A 17,413-nucleotide genomic window follows, 5' to 3' on the forward strand; every position below is an offset into this window, starting at 1 on the left:
TTTATGACAAGAGAAAAATGAGTGTTACAAGTTAACTAGCCTATAGTTTGACTGAAGATGTATAAGTTATCAACATGTCTGTTAGTACATCTCTAAGCAATTCCGGCATATAATATTGTTTGTCAGAAAGTGTGGATAGCTCTGGGTATAAGTATCCGAATGTAAACATATCAATCGTTCCTACCGTATATATCCGGTCTAATTCCAGCGATTCGCCGTTAATCAATACATCTTCTAGTAAAATTTTATTCCCTGGAATCGTATCTGGAATCACTTCCAAACCATCGTAAATCATTTTCCCCATTACTTTTCCACGAAATCCGAATCCTTTCACCTCAAGATTCTCCATATTCGGGCGGCGCGCTTTCAAAATAACTTCTCTTAACGTTTTCCCTGGTACTTTTAACAGACATGGATTAATGGGATGTGGACAAATCCGATGAATATCTCCGCGCGTCACAACACCTTCATTTAATCCCTCAAGAAGTACACCAGCATTCACCATCCCAACATCCGCATTACACCACTCTTTAAGTGCACTTGCCAACATATGAGAAAACGTCGTCTCCTTAAACCAATCAACCGGCAATGATTCTTTTAAATGAACGACAGGCTCAGCCATTATCTGTTTACTTTCTCCCTTTAGCATTTCAATTGTGGATAACGGCTCGCTATAAGCACCTAACCGTTCTGTCTTAATCGCTCTACCGTCTTTTTTCAACAGTCTCTTCGTCTCTTTATCCACAGTAAGCTGAACGTGACCAACGTAATGTCCCCACTTTTCACAACAGCAAAGCAAAGTATTATCCACAAGAACACCGCGCTCAAATAAATGATGCGTATGTGCCCCTAAAATAACATCTATATCATAATGCTCCGCCATATACTCATCCATACTTTTTCCAAGATGAGAAAGCACAACAGTAATATGAGCTGTATCCTTAACTTCTTCTAAAATAGACTCTAAATGGATGATCGGATCTTCAATATGCCAGTCTAACATATGATAAAACTCTGGATAAGCTACCGTTAATCCAATAAAGGCAATCGTAATCCCATCTGTCGTTGTATGTAATTTATAAGGCTGCGCCCACGCCGGACGTACACCTTCTTTTTCAAATAAATTCGCTACGAGCACCTCAAACCCAGCATCATCATATAGACGATTCAAATGCTCTTTCGCCAATGTAATTCCTTCATTATTTCCGATCGTTACATAATCATATAGCGCCTCATTTAATAATTTTGTATTCCCAAGTCCATTTGTCGCTTCCGAAATACTATGAAAACGATCCACATGATCGCCAATATCCACAGTTAAAACAGTCTCTCCCGCTTCCTGTCTTCGCTTTTTCTCCCCTCGTACAAACCGAGAAATTTGCGGCCAATTTTCAAAATGACTATGTATATCGTTTGTATGATAAAGGTGGATGATTGTTTCTTTATTTATATTCAGAGAAAAAACCTCCTCTCAGTTCCTTACTGCCATTTACGCTATACGTACGCAATAATCCTGTAAATACTTTTCGTCTTTTCTTGCTATTCTACATTGTACTCGCATTATAAGAAAAAGCCAAAGATTGCCCTTTTAATATGGAAAACTTTATATTTTCTAATTTGTGGATTAGTTGGAGGAGGATTTCCTTTGTAGTCGGTGGTGGGGACCTATTTGTCAGGAAGTTTGTTGGACGGATTGGCGAAGAGCTTTTTGCTGCCTCCTAGATGGAGTATCACCCTACACATATACCTTGTAACACGACATATGTCGTGTTACAATCTCATCATAAGGTGGTGAACCATAAAATGGATAAAGAGATATTAAAAGGAAGTATTGATATTTTACTTCTCTCCATCATTAAACAGCACGATACGTACGGATATGAAATTATTCAAAGGCTAAAAGAAAACAGCAATGATCTATACACAATGAGCCAAGGTACACTCTATCCAGCACTCAAACGTTTGGAACAAAAGGATTTAATAAATTCATACTGGGGTGAATCTGAAACTGGTATGAAACGAAAATTTTATCGCATTACTACGAACGGAAAGAAAATTTTAGAAGAAAAACTAACAGCGTGGGATTCAGTTACAACTCTTATTAAAACTTGTCAGAAAGGAGCTTTAAATTAATGACGATTGAAGAATACATAAAAAGTATTGTTCAAAAAGCAAACCTATCGCAATCTGATAGAGACGAACTATACTTTGAAATTTATGATCATCTTACAAGCTTAAAACAAGAATTTCTCAATCAAGGAAAATCAGAAGAAGAAGCTACTACATTAGCCATCCAAAATTTTGGAGAAGCCTCTACTTTAGGAACTGAAATTGAAAAAGCGATGCAATCTTCCACGCAAAAATATGTACAGTGGATTGGCTGGGGATTATTTTTACCGTATTCATTTGTTTTGTTATTTAAACTGTTGCTCGGGAGGCCAGCCGTTTATTTTTATGATTTGAAGTATTTATTTGAAACAGGCGACTGGCATTTTATACACGGTGGATTAATAAACTTAATCCCGCTCAAAAGTACAATCCGCTATTTAAGTGGATTCGATCTAACACATCTACTAGATCCTTATAATATAGACATCGTACTTATGAATACATTAGGAAACGTCATCATATTTATCCCATTCGGATTCCTACTACCTTTATTATTTAAACAAATTAACAATGTAAAAATGGCGTCTAAAATTTTCATTAAGTTTATTTTATTAATTGAATCGTTACAACTCCTTACTTTTACTGGTGTTTTTGATATTGATGACATCATATTGAATATGCTAGGTGCTTTAATTGGATATGGTTCTTTCATTGGGATGAAACATATTTGGGAGCGTATTAAATCTGTGGATAAGGTGGATACGATTTAGGTTCGATATACCCATCTCAGCTTATAGAACATAAGAAAGCGCCCTGCACAGCAGGGCGCTTTCTCTTTTAAATATTAACCAATAGAACCTTCCATCTCAAACTTTTTTAAATTCAAGTTTTATACCTATGTAAATCCCTTGTAAATTAAGATTTTTGCACAGGGACTTTTCGTAACATTTCATAACTTTTCATACTTTTGGGGGCAAATTGGGGGCATAGCTTTTTTTAGATATGATATTTATCCCCACTGGATAAAATGCCAAAATATTTTAATGATTATTTGTTAATATAAAAATGTTTTAAGAAATCTGAAACATTTAAGTTTTTTTATTTTGAATGATGTTATTATCACAGTTGATTAATCAGCAAAGCTCCAGGTTCCATATGTAGTAGAGTGCTTTTGACAGCTTTCATGCTTCATTTAAAATCGTATTAAATAATACTTCTTTTTTAAAGTATATCCAACTCTGTTGAAGAATTTTCCCTAATAAACTCAAGATATTCTTCTTCAGTCAAGAGTTCCGCCAAATCACCATTAGCATTTACAATTCTGTGTAAATTTTCCCAGTTTGGCAACGGTCTATCTAATCCAGTTATTGCTCTCGGTCGGTTTAATCTATTCCATTTTTGGATAATTGTCCCTGTACGAATAGCAGAACTAGAACTGTTTTCAGTGTTATATTTGTTTTTCACTTGAAGTAGTATCGGTTCTTCTCCTAGATAACAAAAATCAACTGCGCGATATGTTGATCCAGCACACCAAATCCAACCATACGGTTCTAATACCTTCGCAAGGTATTCTTCAAGAATTACGCCATTTTTATTTTCGGCACTCATGAAAAGGAAATGTCCTTCTATATATTTTTCTAATACATCCCCATCAACTTGAGTAACAGCCAACACACGATTTGTTAAGGCTTCATCTTTTTCTCCATAATTTTTAAGTGGAGATTCTATAGCTAAATTCTCCCTATTGCTTATATAACCATTGCACCAGTTTATAAAATAATCCACAACCATTTCATAGGGTTCTTTGTCTACATCAACAAAATTAGCCGTGAAAAGTGAAATATCATTTTCCAATGCGAATGAAAACAATTCTTGGAGTGTATTCGCATAATCATCATTTTCAACCAAATCATTAACATACTCAAAGGCACGTTCAACTTGGTGAAGTGGTAAATCCGTATCGTCAATAATAGCCTTTAAAGTTTTACTCTTTTTTGCCATGGTCTCACCTCATATATTATATTTTCTTAATTATACCATATAGTTTCTCTGGACCTTCTGTAAAAAATATGTTATGATAAGATACCGGGTCTAAATAAAGTTTCGGAGGTTTCTTATGATAAATGCACTAACAGTTGAAGATGTTTCTAAACAACTTAAAATGACTGAACAATATGCTCGAAGATTAATGAAAAATGGAAAAATCAGCTCAATCAATAAAAATAAAACTTGGAACACTACCCAAAAAGATATTGATTTATTTTTGGAAACTGGTGAATATGTTGTAAATCCTGATGATAGGAAACGAGTCTCAAATGACATACCTGAAATTGTTGCACTTTCTTTTTTTAGTGGTGGAATGGGATTAGATATCGGAATGGAAAATAGTGGAATCCGCTCATTGCTTGCTTGTGAGATAAATAAAGACGCTCGTGCAACGATTGTCGCAAACAATGATGATGTCGGCTTGATTGGAGATATTTGGGAATGTAATACAGAAAAAATTTACGATTACGCCAAAATTCCAAAAGATAGAAAAATTGATATAGTATTTGGAGGTCCTCCATGCCAAGCATTTTCGACGGCTGGCAATAGGAAAGGCTTAGAAGACGCTCGTGGAGATGTATTCATTCGTTATCTTGACTTAATTGGAGAATTACATCCGACTTATGTAGTTATCGAAAATGTTCGTGGTTTACAAACGACAGAAGCTGTATTAGAAGATACTGATGGAGAAGCTGTAAAAGGCGGAGTACTGCATTATGCTCTTGGAAAGCTAAAATCACTTGGCTACACCGTTTCCTTTGAACTATATAATGCTGCAAACTTTGGCGCACCACAAAAACGTGAGCGCTTTGTAATTATTGGGAAATTAGGAAATGATAAAGTTCCATATCTCACTCCAACCAATTCTGAAAAAGGAGATTTTGGACTTCCAAAATGGAAAACTCTTAAAGATGCTATTGGAGATATCCAAGATATTGAAATGGAATATAGCGAGATTCCAAAAACTAGAATTGAATGGTTCAAAAAAATTCCAGAGGGCGGAAATTGGCGCTCACTTTCAGATGAAGAACAACGTGAAGCTATGGGTAAAAAATATTTTATGGGTGGTGGAAAGACTGGTTTCTTTAGAAGACTATCCTTCAGCGAACCAAGTCCTACATTAGTAACTGTTCCTACTATGCCAGCAACAGATTTAGTTCACCCAACTGAACTTCGCCCGTTGTCTATTGAAGAATATGCAAGAATTCAAGGTTTCCCTGACGATTGGAAATTTTGCGGAAAAATCGGAGAAAAATACAAACAGATTGGAAACGCTGTGCCTATCAAATTAGGTGAGGCTATAGGAAAAACTATTTTAAATGATATGAGCGGTATTAATGACAATCATTTTGAAAACTTCCCATACTCTCGTTATAAATTTACATCTGATATTACATTTCCTTCGATTTATGAAAAGAATTTACAGAAAGCACTTAGTGAAAGCAAAGCCTTTGGAGAACAAATATCACTTCCAGTTTAGGTAATAACTCCTAACCCAGATAAATGTTGAAAAGAGTTTCGACATTTATCTGGGTTGTTCGTCGTTCTTCTTGTCCACGTACGTAGTTGCTCTCTAGAGCGAAAAAAGTTTTTGTTCCTCTATTGCTACTAAATTGATCCTTTTTCAAAATAAAAATGCTGAAACTATCGATAAATCAGCGATTCACTCGACTAATTTACAAAGTAGTGTATCAGTAAATAAGAGGAAATAATATAGTTTGGTTTGAATGGGTACCGAAAAGATACCGATGATTGTCATCAATCATCAGACATGGTACTATAAAAAAAATGGTAGGAGGAACAAAAATGGACTATTATCAAGCTAGGATTTCCATAGAAACTGCGAGACTGATGGAACAAGTAAAAAGATTATATGAAAATAAAAAAGGAGTATCTATTACTAGAGCCGATGTGTTAATGAGCGCATATGAAGATTCACTTTGGGTGAATGATTGGCAAAAAGATGTTAGAGAAGAACCAGTTTCAATTGAAAAGGTTGACATAAAGCCAAGCGCTCAAAAACTTAAAGTCCATATAAGTGATGATGTTGAGCAAGGAATAAAACGCCTTAAACAAGAAATTCCAAGTCAAATAAATAGTCGTAGTGTTACTTATGGAGTTGTCATTGAGTACATTTTGAAAGCTGCATATATAAAAAATATTCGTGATGAAGAAATTGGTTCACCTGTTCAAATTGCAGAAAGAAAAATTAGAGAAGTCGTTGCAAGATATAAAAAAAATCTCTCTAAAGAGCTAGAAATAGGGAACTCTGAACGTATTATGGATATTATCAAACAACTTGAAGATGATCTAATAAAAGAAATTAATAGGAGTTAATTATAAGTGGACAATCTTCTCTTGGATATTTGTCTGAAAATCAGAAAAAATGTTGACTTAGTTTTTAGTATTGTGTATGCTTGGTTTGTAAAGGAAATGGTAGCAAAACAAGCATTTTTTTAAACTGAAAAATGTCTGATAAGCAGACTTGACTAGATTTTTTTTAGAGATTTTTACGTCTGATAAGCAGACAATAATTTCAAGGAGGAAAATTCTATGAAATCACGTGCCTCACCCTATATTTGTGCGTACGGATTAACATAAGTAGAGTAGAAAAAATTAATTGAAATGAGGTTTTTATTATGAAAAAAACTTTTGCAGAAATTTGTAGAGAAGAAAAAATTAACATTCCAACTACATTAGTTAGTGCAAAAAGGATTCAAAGGTTTTTACCAACTCGCTCAGTGGATTTTGAATTAGACAAAATTTCTATTGTCCTTTTAGAAACTAATCTTCCTTTTAAATGTACCTATACTTTATTAAAAAAAATGGCAGAAAATTTGATTATTGCTAATCGGGAAAAACACAGAAGAACTGACATCACACGCTTAAACTTAATGCAGTTACCTTATTATCACTATAAAGATGATTCGTTCTATTATTCAGTAGAGTAGTTGATTTTTAATCTCGGAGAATAAGCAAAAAGTTTTTTCTTCGGGATCTAAGGAGGTCAAAATGACAACAATAGCATTTACTAATGAGCCACACATAGCGATTTTATGGTTGAATGAACACTCTCCCGAACTTATTTGGAATAATTATTCTGGGCGTGATTCAACTGTTTTCACAAGACTTGATGAAATGGTGAATGAAGGTTTTGATTTTTATTTCATTAACAATATTCTCCTAGTTCCAGACCCATTTATTAAAAGCTCAAAATTATTGGATTGCACAATAGCGGGATTGGATATCCATGTCCCAGGAGAATTTATAGCATTCTTTCATATAGCTGAAAGACTAGAAAATGATGTTATAGTAGCTGACAACTTGACTTTTCCAGAATTTGATTATCTGAAAAAGAACATAAAGATCGAGAGAATTAAGAATAAATTGAGGTAAGTCAATGGAGAAAATACGATTATATTTTAAAAGCAAACAGAGTACACCATATATTAGTCTTACTGAGAAGAATCCAAATTGGGTTGCTAGATTGAGAATACTTCATGTTTTGACAATGGTTTTTTTAATGACTTCAATGATAGTAATTTTAAATTCATGGAAGAGTATTCTTACTGTACTCGTACCATTCGTGACTGTTTTTTTGATGTTCAAGATTAATAAATATTTTAAAGCACTAAAAGAGCAAGTAATTCAATGGTGTTATTGGCGCGATAAATTGCTCTATTTTACTAGGAGCAACTTCCTTTATCAAGAGGACTACGAAGAATACCAAGAAATAGATAAGAACGGTAATACACGAACTAAGAAAAAAAAATATATTTCTAATTCTGCTGTTTTTAGCTATAAGGAAACAACAGATAAAATCATTATCTATGCAATCAAAAGAGGCGATAATTTCAGCTCTAAAGTGATAAATTTGGATGTTGAGCTTTCAGCATTATTGAACTTACCTCTTGAAGAAAAAATTGACAGACCAGGCGTTTGTGAATATCACTACTTTACTAAACGTCCAAAACGTCTATATGTTCGTTCAACGGAAAAAAAAGAAGTAAATGATAGTCTAAATATTAATCTCGGCTATGGAGTAATTTACAATCCCGTGAAATGCCCGCATATTTTGGTTGCTGGTGGAACAGGTAGCGGAAAAAGCATTTTCATAAGTTTTATGATTTTAGAATTTTTAAAACAGGATTCATCAATTTGGGTCTTGGACCCAAAGCATAGCGATTTAGGCTCCCTTTCTCATTATCTTGGCGAGAAACGTGTAGCAACTACACCAAATAATATCGCTCGTGTTGTCCGACTTGCCATAACTGAAATGCAAGAACGATATAACTACATGAATAAAAATTTTAAATATGGTAGTAATTTCGCTGATCATGGATTCAAACCCATTTGGCTTGTGTTCGATGAAATGGGTGCTTTCCAAGCTAGCGGAACAGATAAAAAATCTAAAGAAATTGTAAACGAGGTCATAGACGGAGGCATAAAAAAAATTATTTTGCTTGGTCGACAAGCTGGCGTATTTATTTTAGTAGCTGCTCAGCAAATGAATGCCAATACTTTAAACACAGATTTACGGGATAATTTAGGGCTTCGTATTGCTCTAGGTGCAAATAGTTCAGATGGCTATCGCATGATTTTCGGCTCTAGTACACCAGAGCGTACACCGTCAATTGAAACTAAAGGAGCTGGATTATTATATATGCAAGGGGCTGGAAAAGAGGCGGCACAATATTGGGAATCACCATTCATTGATACGAAAAACTTTGATTTTATAGAAGAATTAAAGAGATACATATAACTCCCCTATTGCAACTGTTTTTTTGAGTGGGATTTCAGTGGGTTTCTGAAATTGCATTCGAAAAATCAGTTCCACATCAGCGTTTTTTGCTGATGCTAATAAACTATACAATGATGAAAGAGGTAAATTATTATGAGACTGAATGACTTTTTAAAAGCGGAATTACTAGGAAATAAGTTTGTGGCAGTAAAGGGATATTCTGATGTTTTAGATAGAGAAACTCAACAACCTACTGCCTTACGTTTGAATGTATCTATTCAAGATGAATCAAGCGATTTCTTTATGGAAATGATAACTGTTAAGGTGAATAACTTGACACCATCCTTAAGTATTCAAGATTTGAAAAATAATAAAACTACTCCAGTTATTCTCAAAGATTTAAATGTAGGACAATTCAATGGGAATTTATGGTTTTCTTGCTCGGATGTTTTACCAATAAATAAATAAATAAATAAATAACTAAATAACTAAATAACTAAATAACTAAATAACTAAATAACTAGTAAATTTTGTACCACTTAGCCAAGAACGAGAATAGGACTGCCAACTTTGTTGGCAAGCGGAGCGTGTCAGTGGAACGGCTATTCTTGGACTTGGCTTTAGTGGTACGGACGAGCTTTTGCTCGTCCTAGTTTATTTATTATATAGACAAACTTATGGCGAAAAATCGCCTTTAAAAAGGACTGGTTTTATGGCTGGTTACAACCAAAAAATAGTCCGAACAAACTCATATGTAGAGATTTGGGAGTATGAAAAGCCTATTTTCACTAAAGGTAAAGCTAGTAGTGTTGATGAGACAAAACCGAATTCTAAACATAGAACATTTGATGAACTAACTGAAGAAGAACAAAAAGAGAGATTAGAAAGAATGAGTAAAACGAGGCTAGATGCAAAATGGCGATTATTAAGAATTGTAGATTGCAATTATGATGACAGAACCTCTTTTCTTACTCTAACAACTAAAGAAAATATACAAGACAGAGACACGTTCAATAATATTTTAAAAACATTCATTAAAAGATTCAATTATCATGTTTTCAACACTAAGAAAAGTAAATTAAAATATTTAGCCGTTTTAGAGCGACAAAAAAGAAAAGCATGGCATGCTCATATATTATTATTTGACGTCCCTTATATTCCACATGAAAAATTATTAAATTTATGGGGGCATGGTGCTGTTCGGATAAATAAAGTGGACGTGGATTCAAAGGAAAATCGAGGTCGTTATGTCACGAAATATTTTGAGAAAGGAATAGGTCAAGAATTACTCGAAAGTTTTGGGAAAAAGGCTTATTTAAGTTCTAGGAATCTGCAAAGACCCGAAGAAAGTAAGTTATTGTTGGAAGATAAACTTGAATTTGATAATTCATCTATTTTATACGAAACAGAGTATGTCAGTAAAATTTACAAAGATGGACAATTTATAGACAATCCAGTTAAGTACAAAAAAATTAAAATTAGTGTTGAGGAGGAGTAGCATGGGGGTGAAAGAATGTTAGCCGTACAAATTAATGATACAGAAATGAAACAACTATGTTTACAAAAAATTGAAGAAAAACTCAATGAAATTGATTTAGAGTTAGTTTATTGGGACGCTAAAGAATTAAAAAGAAGAACTTCAATGTGTTGGAATTCAATTCAAAACACATTTTTCTTCGATCCAAATTTCCCGAAATTCAAAATAGGTCAAAAGTGGTATTTTCCAGCTCGTGAAACTCGTATTTTTTTAGAAAATTGGATTCGTAATCAAGAATAATAGAGTATCTTCATTATAAATACATTGGCGGTAGCAAGACTTTTTCCTACTCTTACTGCCAATGGAATACAACAAAAAATAAACTTGAAAGGTTGAGGATATTGGCTATTTTCCGTAAACGTGGCGATAAGTGGGAATATAGAATTCGCTACTATGATCAAGACAGAAAGCGTAGAGAAAAGGCAAAAGGTGGATTTCACACTAAAAAAGAAGCACAAATTGAAGCAGCAGCCGAGGAAATGGCATTAAATCAAACAGGAGTAGTAGAGAACTCCAATATACTTTTAAAAGATTATCTCAAGGAATGGTTAGAAATATATAAGAAACCAGTAGTCCGACCAATTACTTATGGTGTACTGGAGAGAAATGTACGATTAAATATCATTCCACGTTTTGGTAATTACAAACTAAAAGATATTAAACGTTCAGAGTATCAACAGTGGATTAATGAATTAGCAGAACAATATAGCGTAGGTACAATTCGGAGAATACAAAGTTTGATGAATTGTGCTATGAATAATGCTGTTTGGGACTTTCATTATTTAAGAACAAATCCACTTCAAAAAATTAAAATACCTCTTGGTGATTCAGACAATAAATTAAAATTTTATTCAACCAAAGAGTTAGATAAATTTTTACAAGCATTAACAGTTACACAGAAAAATGCAAAGTATCAGCACTCTAAGCAATACTATGCGTTATTCACCTTATTAGCTCGGACTGGCTTACGTATTGGTGAAGCTCTAGCTTTGACATGGAATGATTTTGACTTAAAAGCTAAAACTGTGAGTGTCGATAAAACATTAGTTTATCCACTTAATAGCACACCTTATTTATCAAAACCAAAAACAAAGAATAGTATCAGAACAATATTACTATGTGACTTTACTATAAAAGTTCTCAAAAGACACCGTATCAATCAAAAAGAAGTTTGCTTAATGTACGAAAATTATAAAACAACAGATGATAACTTGGTCTTTCATCAACATGATGGCAGATGGCTTAGAACGAATGTTGTTCGAGATTATTTCAAAATAAATTGTAAAAGAGCAGATGTTCCAGTTCTCTCGCCTCATGCCTTAAGACATTCTCACGCAGTTCATCTACTTGAAGCAGGGGCAAATATCAAATACGTTTCCGAAAGACTTGGACACGCTTCAATAAAAACAACAGCCGACACATATTTGCATATCACCAAAAAAATTGAAGCTGATTCCATGCAAATGTATGTCCACTATATGAGTAGTTTACTATAATTAAAAAAGATGCTCATATCATTTTTTGATGTGAGTACTTTTTCTACATAAATATATCTATTCTTAATGATTTTTCTGAGGTAAAAATCTCTTCACAGATTCTTCAATGTGTAGGAGAGAAGGACTATTTATAATTGTATAGATGTCATTCATCTCTAAAATAAAAATCGGCTTATTACATTTTTGTGCTATACACAATTCTTTTACAGCCCACGCAGATGAATCATACTGTGCACTATTTATTTTCCAAAACACATCAGCATGATCCAATTGACTATATACTTCACCTTGATGGTCTAAAGTGTTTTTATTATCAAGAATATCAACATAAACATGGATGTTACTAATCTGCTCAAGCTTACTTTTGAATTCTTTTAGGATATTAGTGTTTAATCGCATATCCCTCAGAGTATAGGATAGAAATATTTTTGTTATATTCATAATAACAAATCCTTCCCTACAAGCATTTTAGTCTAAATAATACTATAAACAATCCTATAAATGCAATTATCAATAATGCCCAATAAATCATATTTGAATAACTTTTAATCGCTCTACGAATACGTTTTTTATTATTTCTATCAAAACGTTTTTCCCTACGTGTATCTAATTTATTCCTTTTTCTAATATTATTTTCCGATTCAAGCATTAAACCTCTAAGTTTATCTTGATAATAATATGTATATATATCAATACCATAAAACAATATAGGAACTAAGAATAGAATTAACAAAGTTGAAATTGTAAATGAGGGTTCAGAATAATTTCCTTTAAATATAGTAGTGATTAAAGTTAATGCTGCAACCTCTACAGTAATGCACATTTTTTTTATTTCAATACTCTGACTACTAAAGTTCATAACAACCTTATGTAGTTGGTCAATTTTCATGGTATCAAAATCATCTTCCGTGATATTCTTATCGTTTTCCACATTCACACCTCTTTCTATGCTTATTTATAGAAGAAAGCTCAGAGATCATTAACATATTAATGCTTCCCTGAGCTTTCTATCAAAAATTTTTTTGGGGGCAAATTGGGGGCAAGGAGCTATTTTTGCTTTCCTTCCCCTCCAATTCCCTTGTAAATAAAGGTTTAACCGATAGAACCTTCCATCTCAAACTTGATTAGGCGGTTCATTTCAACTGCGTATTCCATTGGAAGTTCGCGAGTGAATGGCTCGATGAAGCCCATTACGATCATTTCTGTAGCTTCTTGCTCAGAAATACCGCGGCTCATTAGGTAGAATAATTGTTCTTCTGATACTTTAGATACTTTCGCTTCGTGCTCAAGTGAAACGTAATCGTTTTTGATTTCGTTGTAAGGAATTGTATCAGATGTAGATTGGTTATCCATGATTAACGTGTCACACTCGATGTTAGAGCGAGAGTTTTTCGCTTTTGGTCCGAATTGTACGATACCACGGTAAGTTACTTTACCACCATGCTTCGCAATCGATTTAGAAACGATTGTTGAAGACGTGTTTGGTGCTAAGTGAATCATTTTCGCACCAGCATCTTGATGTTGGCCTTTACCAGCAATCGCGATAGATAATGTTAAACCACGAGCGCCTTCGCCTTTTAAGATAACTGCTGGGTATTTCATCGTTAATTTAGATCCGATGTTACCGTCAATCCATTCCATCGTTGCGTTTTCTTCACAAACCGCACGTTTTGTAACTAGGTTGTATACGTTGTTCGCCCAGTTTTGGATTGTTGTATAACGGCAATATGCATCTTTTTTAATGATGATTTCTACTACCGCACTATGAAGTGAGTTAGTAGTGTAAACAGGTGCTGTACAACCTTCTACGTAGTGTACGTGTGCGCCTTCGTCTACGATGATAAGCGTACGCTCGAATTGTCCCATATTTTCAGAGTTAATACGGAAATACGCTTGAAGTGGTGTATCAACTTTAATACCTTTTGGAACGTAGATGAATGATCCACCAGACCAAACTGCAGAGTTTAATGCAGAGAATTTGTTGTCTGTTGGTGGGATTACTTTTCCGAAATGCTCACGGAAAATATCTTCGTTCTCTTTTAATGCGCTATCTGTATCTTTGAAGACGACTCCTAGATCTTCTAGGTCTTCTTTCATGTTGTGGTATACAACTTCAGATTCGTACTGTGCAGATACACCAGCTAAATATTTTTGCTCAGCTTCAGGAATACCTAATTTATCAAATGTCGCTTTAATTTCCTCAGGTACTTCATCCCAAGACTTCTCAGATTTCTCAGATGGTTTTACGTAGTACGTAATTTCATCGAAATCTAAGTCGTTTAAGTCGCCGCCCCATTGTGGCATTGGCATTTCATAGAACTTATCCAGTGATTTTAAACGGAAATCTAACATCCACTGTGGTTCTTCTTTCATACGTGAAATCTCTTCAACGATTTCTTTTGTTAAACCGCGTCCAGCACGGAAAATCGAAACGTCTTTATCCTTGAAACCATATTTATAATCGCCGATATCTGGCAGTTGCTTCGCCATGTTGGTGTGTCCCTCCTTATATAACCTCGTTTTTAGGAACCTTTAACATTACTTATCTTCGTTTAAGCCCTTTTCTAACGCTTTCCACGCTAATGTTGCACATTTAATACGTGCCGGGAACTTGCATACGCCTTGTAATGCTTCAATATCTCCTAAATCAATGCTGTCATCATACTCTTTTCCTAGCATCATGTCAGAGAAAATTTTAGAAAGCTTAAGAGCCTCTTCAATTTTCTTTCCTTTTACTGCTTGTGTCATCATTGAAGCTGAAGACATTGAAATTGAACATCCTTCGCCTTCAAACTTCGCTTCTTGTACAATACCCTCTTCTACTTTCATCGTAAGTTGAATACGATCGCCGCAAGTTGGATTGTTCAAGTTAACGGTAACACTATCTTCTAACACGCCATGGTTACGAGGATTTTTATAATGATCCATAATAACTTGACGATATAACGTATCTAAATTATTAAATGACATTTGTGAAATACTCCTTTGTCTTGATTAGCGATTCAACAAATGTATCAATTTCTTCTTTTGTATTATATAAATAGAAGCTCGCACGTGCTGTAGAAGAAGCTTTCAGCCACTTCATAAGCGGTTGTGCACAGTGATGTCCTGCGCGAACCGCAATGCCTTCTACATCTAATACAGTTGCTACATCGTGAGGATGTACGTCTTCAATATTAAATGTAACTAGACCAGCGCGATGCTTTGGACCATAAATTGTAACGCCATCTACTTCTGATAGTCTCTCTAAAGCGTATTGCGCTAATTCATGTTCATGCTTTTCAATATTATGAAGACCGATTTCTTCTAGGAAATCAATTGCCGCACCAAGTCCGATTGCATTACCGATAATCGGTGTACCTGCTTCGAACTTCCACGGAAGCTCTTTCCAAGTAGACTCTTGTAAGTCTACGAAATCAATCATTTCACCACCAAATTCAATTGGTTCCATATTGTTTAGCAATTCTTTCTTACCATATAATACGCCGACACCTGTTGGTCCGCACATCTTATGAGCAGATAATGCGTAGAAATCACAGTTTAAATCTTGTACATCCACTTTCATATGAGGTGCACTTTGTGCTCCATCAACGATCATGATTGCACCGTTTTCATGTGCGATTGCTCCGATTTCTTTTACAGGGTTAATCGTTCCAAGTACGTTAGAAACGTGCATGATAGAAACGATTTTTGTATTCGGTGTAACTGTTTGACGAACATCTTCTAAAGAAATTGTACCGTCTAGTTGAAGCGGAAGGTATTTTAAAGTTGCACCAGTTTTCTTCGCAACTTGTTGCCACGGAATGATGTTACTATGGTGCTCCATGTAAGAGATGACGATTTCATCGCCTTCTTTTACATTATCAAGACCATAGCTAGCTGCTACTGTATTTAATGCAGTTGTCGTTCCGCGCGTGAAAATAATCTCTTCCATTGATTTCGCATTAATAAACTTGCGAACTTTCTCACGTGCACCTTCATACGCGTCGGTAGCTTTCGTACCGAGCGTATGAACACCGCGATGCACGTTAGAATTATATTCTTTATAATAACGTTCTAACGTTTCAATGACTTGAATTGGTTTTTGAGAAGTTGCTGCACTATCGAAATATACAAGTTGTTTGCCGTTCACTTTTTGATCAAGAATTGGAAACTGTTTGCGTATTTCATGAATATTCATTAGCGAACTTTCCTTTCAATTACCTCAACAAGCTGTGCCTTTACTCCTTCAATTGGAAGCTCATTTACTACAGGTGCTAAGAATCCATGGATGACTAAACGTTCTGCTTCGCGTTTTGGAATCCCACGGCTCATCAAGTAGTATAATTGGTATGGATCTACGCGGCCTACTGAAGCTGCGTGACCTGCCATTACATCATCTTCATCGATTAAAAGAATTGGGTTTGCATCACCGCGAGCTTTCTCATCTAACATAAGAACGCGAGAAGATTGTTGTGCATTTGATTTAGATGCACCATGTTCAATCTTACCAATTCCATTAAAGATAGATGTTGCACTATCTTTTTGTACACCGTGTTTTAAAATCCAACCTTCAGAGTGTTTACCGAAGTGAACAACTTTAGTTGTAAAGTTTTGTGTTTGGTTACCACGGCCAATTGTTACTGTTTTTGTATCAGCATATGATCCGTCGCCCATTAAATTCGTAACGTTCTCTGAAATTGTGTTTCCGTCATTCATAAGGCCTAGAGCCCAATCAATACGGCCGTCGCGTCCAACAATTCCGCGGCGGTTAACGTAAGTTGTTACGTCTTTTGCTAATAGATCAACCGCACCGAATTTCACTTGTGCGCCTTGTTCCACGATTACTTCTGCTACGATATTTGCAATACCTTTAGCATTTTCATTTGCAACGTAGTTTTCTACATATGTTGCAGTACTGTTCGCATCAGCTACGAATAATACGTGGTTATATACGTTAGCTTCTTCGCCATCTACTAAGAATACAGCTTGAAGTGGAGTTTCAAGAACAACGTTTTTCGGAACATATACGAATGCACCGCCGTTGATTAATGCAGCATGAAGTGCAGTTAGACGATGCTCGTCTACTTTCACGCCGTCTTTCATTAAGTACTTTTGTACTAATTCAGCATGCTCTGCTGCAGCTGTTACGATGTCTGTAAAAATAACACCTTTTTCTTTTGCTTCGTCTGCTAAAGAAACGAAAGCAGTTGTACCAGTACGTTGTACTAATACGCTGTTATTTTCATCGATTAAGTTTTTCACTGCTTCTGGAAGCTCTGTTAAAGAACTTACAGGCTCTTGCTTAGCAGCGTCGCCTTTTCCGATAAAGTCCCATTTTTCAATTTTCGTTTTATCAGGCGTTGGCATTGGAAGTTCAGTTGCTTGTGCAAGAGCTTGTAAGCGGAACTCAGTCAACCAAGCAGCTTCGTTTACTTCGCTTGCGCGCTGACGGATTGTTTCTTGATCGAAAGGTAATGTACCGATTGTCATGTTTATGCTCCT

The 17,413-nt window shown here is 35.0% G+C and carries 19 protein-coding genes; 11 read left to right on the forward strand and 8 right to left on the reverse strand.

The window, feature by feature from the left end; genetic code table 11:
• Nucleotides 1-40 precede the first annotated feature (40 nt).
• A complete protein-coding gene (locus tag MR155_RS22095; RefSeq protein ID WP_277958741.1) occupies nt 41-1,456 on the reverse strand; it encodes a bifunctional metallophosphatase/5'-nucleotidase in 1,416 nt (471 codons plus the stop codon).
• Nucleotides 1,457-1,803: 347 nt separating this feature from the next.
• Between MR155_RS22095 and MR155_RS22100 the strand changes: the two genes are divergently transcribed.
• Together MR155_RS22100 and MR155_RS22105 are read left to right on the forward strand one after the other, a co-directional pair.
• Entirely contained in the window at nt 1,804-2,133 is a 330-nt protein-coding gene (locus MR155_RS22100; protein WP_016121000.1) for a PadR family transcriptional regulator, read from the forward strand.
• Entirely contained in the window at nt 2,133-2,879 is a 747-nt protein-coding gene (locus MR155_RS22105) for a VanZ family protein (RefSeq protein ID WP_242311091.1), read from the forward strand. The genes MR155_RS22100 and MR155_RS22105 overlap by 1 nt, the downstream gene beginning before the upstream one ends.
• A gap of 451 nt (nt 2,880-3,330) precedes the next feature.
• On the opposite strand, the gene MR155_RS22110 is transcribed toward MR155_RS22105, so the two are convergent.
• Complete coding sequence (locus MR155_RS22110) at nt 3,331-4,110, reverse strand: SinI family restriction endonuclease (protein WP_242311092.1); 780 nt, start codon at nt 4,108-4,110, stop codon at nt 3,331-3,333.
• Nucleotides 4,111-4,225: 115 nt separating this feature from the next.
• Here MR155_RS22110 and MR155_RS22115 point away from each other — a divergent pair, with 115 nt between their 5' ends.
• From MR155_RS22115 to MR155_RS22155, 9 genes are all read left to right on the forward strand, one after another.
• Nucleotides 4,226-5,635, forward strand: coding sequence for a DNA cytosine methyltransferase (locus MR155_RS22115; RefSeq protein ID WP_242311093.1), 1,410 nt, complete (start codon nt 4,226-4,228; stop codon nt 5,633-5,635).
• 326 nt (nt 5,636-5,961) lie between these two features.
• Nucleotides 5,962-6,492, forward strand: a complete 531-nt coding sequence (locus MR155_RS22120; RefSeq protein ID WP_242311094.1) for a hypothetical protein — start codon at nt 5,962-5,964, stop codon at nt 6,490-6,492.
• Nucleotides 6,493-6,794: 302 nt separating this feature from the next.
• Complete coding sequence (locus MR155_RS22125) at nt 6,795-7,106, forward strand: hypothetical protein (RefSeq protein WP_242311095.1); 312 nt, start codon at nt 6,795-6,797, stop codon at nt 7,104-7,106.
• A gap of 61 nt (nt 7,107-7,167) precedes the next feature.
• Nucleotides 7,168-7,551, forward strand: coding sequence for a hypothetical protein (locus MR155_RS22130; protein ID WP_242311096.1), 384 nt, complete (start codon nt 7,168-7,170; stop codon nt 7,549-7,551).
• Nucleotides 7,552-7,555: 4 nt separating this feature from the next.
• The gene (locus tag MR155_RS22135; RefSeq protein WP_242311097.1) at nt 7,556-8,917 is read left to right on the forward strand and encodes an FtsK/SpoIIIE domain-containing protein; all 1,362 of its coding nucleotides are present in this window, start codon (nt 7,556-7,558) and stop codon (nt 8,915-8,917) included.
• A gap of 132 nt (nt 8,918-9,049) precedes the next feature.
• Entirely contained in the window at nt 9,050-9,364 is a 315-nt protein-coding gene (locus MR155_RS22140; RefSeq protein WP_242311098.1) for a hypothetical protein, read from the forward strand.
• Between the two features lie 244 nt (nt 9,365-9,608).
• On the forward strand, nt 9,609-10,394 hold the full coding sequence (locus MR155_RS22145) for a rolling circle replication-associated protein (protein ID WP_242311099.1): 786 nt from the start codon (nt 9,609-9,611) through the stop codon (nt 10,392-10,394).
• Nucleotides 10,395-10,409: 15 nt separating this feature from the next.
• A complete protein-coding gene (locus MR155_RS22150) occupies nt 10,410-10,673 on the forward strand; it encodes a group-specific protein (protein WP_098836544.1) in 264 nt (87 codons plus the stop codon).
• Nucleotides 10,674-10,774: 101 nt separating this feature from the next.
• A complete protein-coding gene (locus MR155_RS22155; RefSeq protein ID WP_242311100.1) occupies nt 10,775-11,929 on the forward strand; it encodes a tyrosine-type recombinase/integrase in 1,155 nt (384 codons plus the stop codon).
• A gap of 63 nt (nt 11,930-11,992) precedes the next feature.
• On the opposite strand, the gene MR155_RS22160 is transcribed toward MR155_RS22155, so the two are convergent.
• The 6 genes from MR155_RS22160 to sufD all read right to left on the reverse strand — a co-directional run bounded on the left by MR155_RS22160 (nt 11,993) and on the right by sufD (nt 17,401).
• Nucleotides 11,993-12,370, reverse strand: a complete 378-nt coding sequence (locus MR155_RS22160; RefSeq protein ID WP_070129126.1) for a hypothetical protein — start codon at nt 12,368-12,370, stop codon at nt 11,993-11,995.
• 16 nt (nt 12,371-12,386) lie between these two features.
• Nucleotides 12,387-12,860: a hypothetical protein gene (locus tag MR155_RS22165; protein WP_070129127.1), complete on the reverse strand. Its 474-nt coding sequence runs from the start codon at nt 12,858-12,860 to the stop codon at nt 12,387-12,389.
• Nucleotides 12,861-13,021: 161 nt separating this feature from the next.
• Entirely contained in the window at nt 13,022-14,419 is a 1,398-nt protein-coding gene (gene sufB, locus MR155_RS22170; RefSeq protein ID WP_002015928.1) for a Fe-S cluster assembly protein SufB, read from the reverse strand.
• A 48-nt stretch (nt 14,420-14,467) separates the two neighbouring features.
• Nucleotides 14,468-14,899 carry a Fe-S cluster assembly sulfur transfer protein SufU gene (sufU, locus tag MR155_RS22175; RefSeq protein WP_002089369.1) on the reverse strand — a complete coding sequence of 144 codons (432 nt, stop codon included), beginning with the start codon at nt 14,897-14,899 and terminating at the stop codon, nt 14,468-14,470.
• Nucleotides 14,889-16,109 (reverse strand): cysteine desulfurase SufS, encoded by a 1,221-nt coding sequence (gene sufS / locus MR155_RS22180; RefSeq protein WP_002015930.1) that lies wholly within the window; start codon nt 16,107-16,109, stop codon nt 14,889-14,891. Before sufS ends, sufU begins: the two co-directional genes overlap by 11 nt.
• On the reverse strand, nt 16,109-17,401 hold the full coding sequence (sufD, locus tag MR155_RS22185; protein ID WP_242311101.1) for a Fe-S cluster assembly protein SufD: 1,293 nt from the start codon (nt 17,399-17,401) through the stop codon (nt 16,109-16,111). The genes sufS and sufD overlap by 1 nt, the downstream gene beginning before the upstream one ends.
• Between the last annotated feature and the right edge of the window lie 12 nt (nt 17,402-17,413).

The sequence above is a fragment of the Bacillus cereus group sp. BfR-BA-01331 genome (assembly GCF_022663915.1).
GTDB classification, from domain to species: Bacteria; Bacillota; Bacilli; order Bacillales; family Bacillaceae_G; genus Bacillus_A; species Bacillus_A mycoides.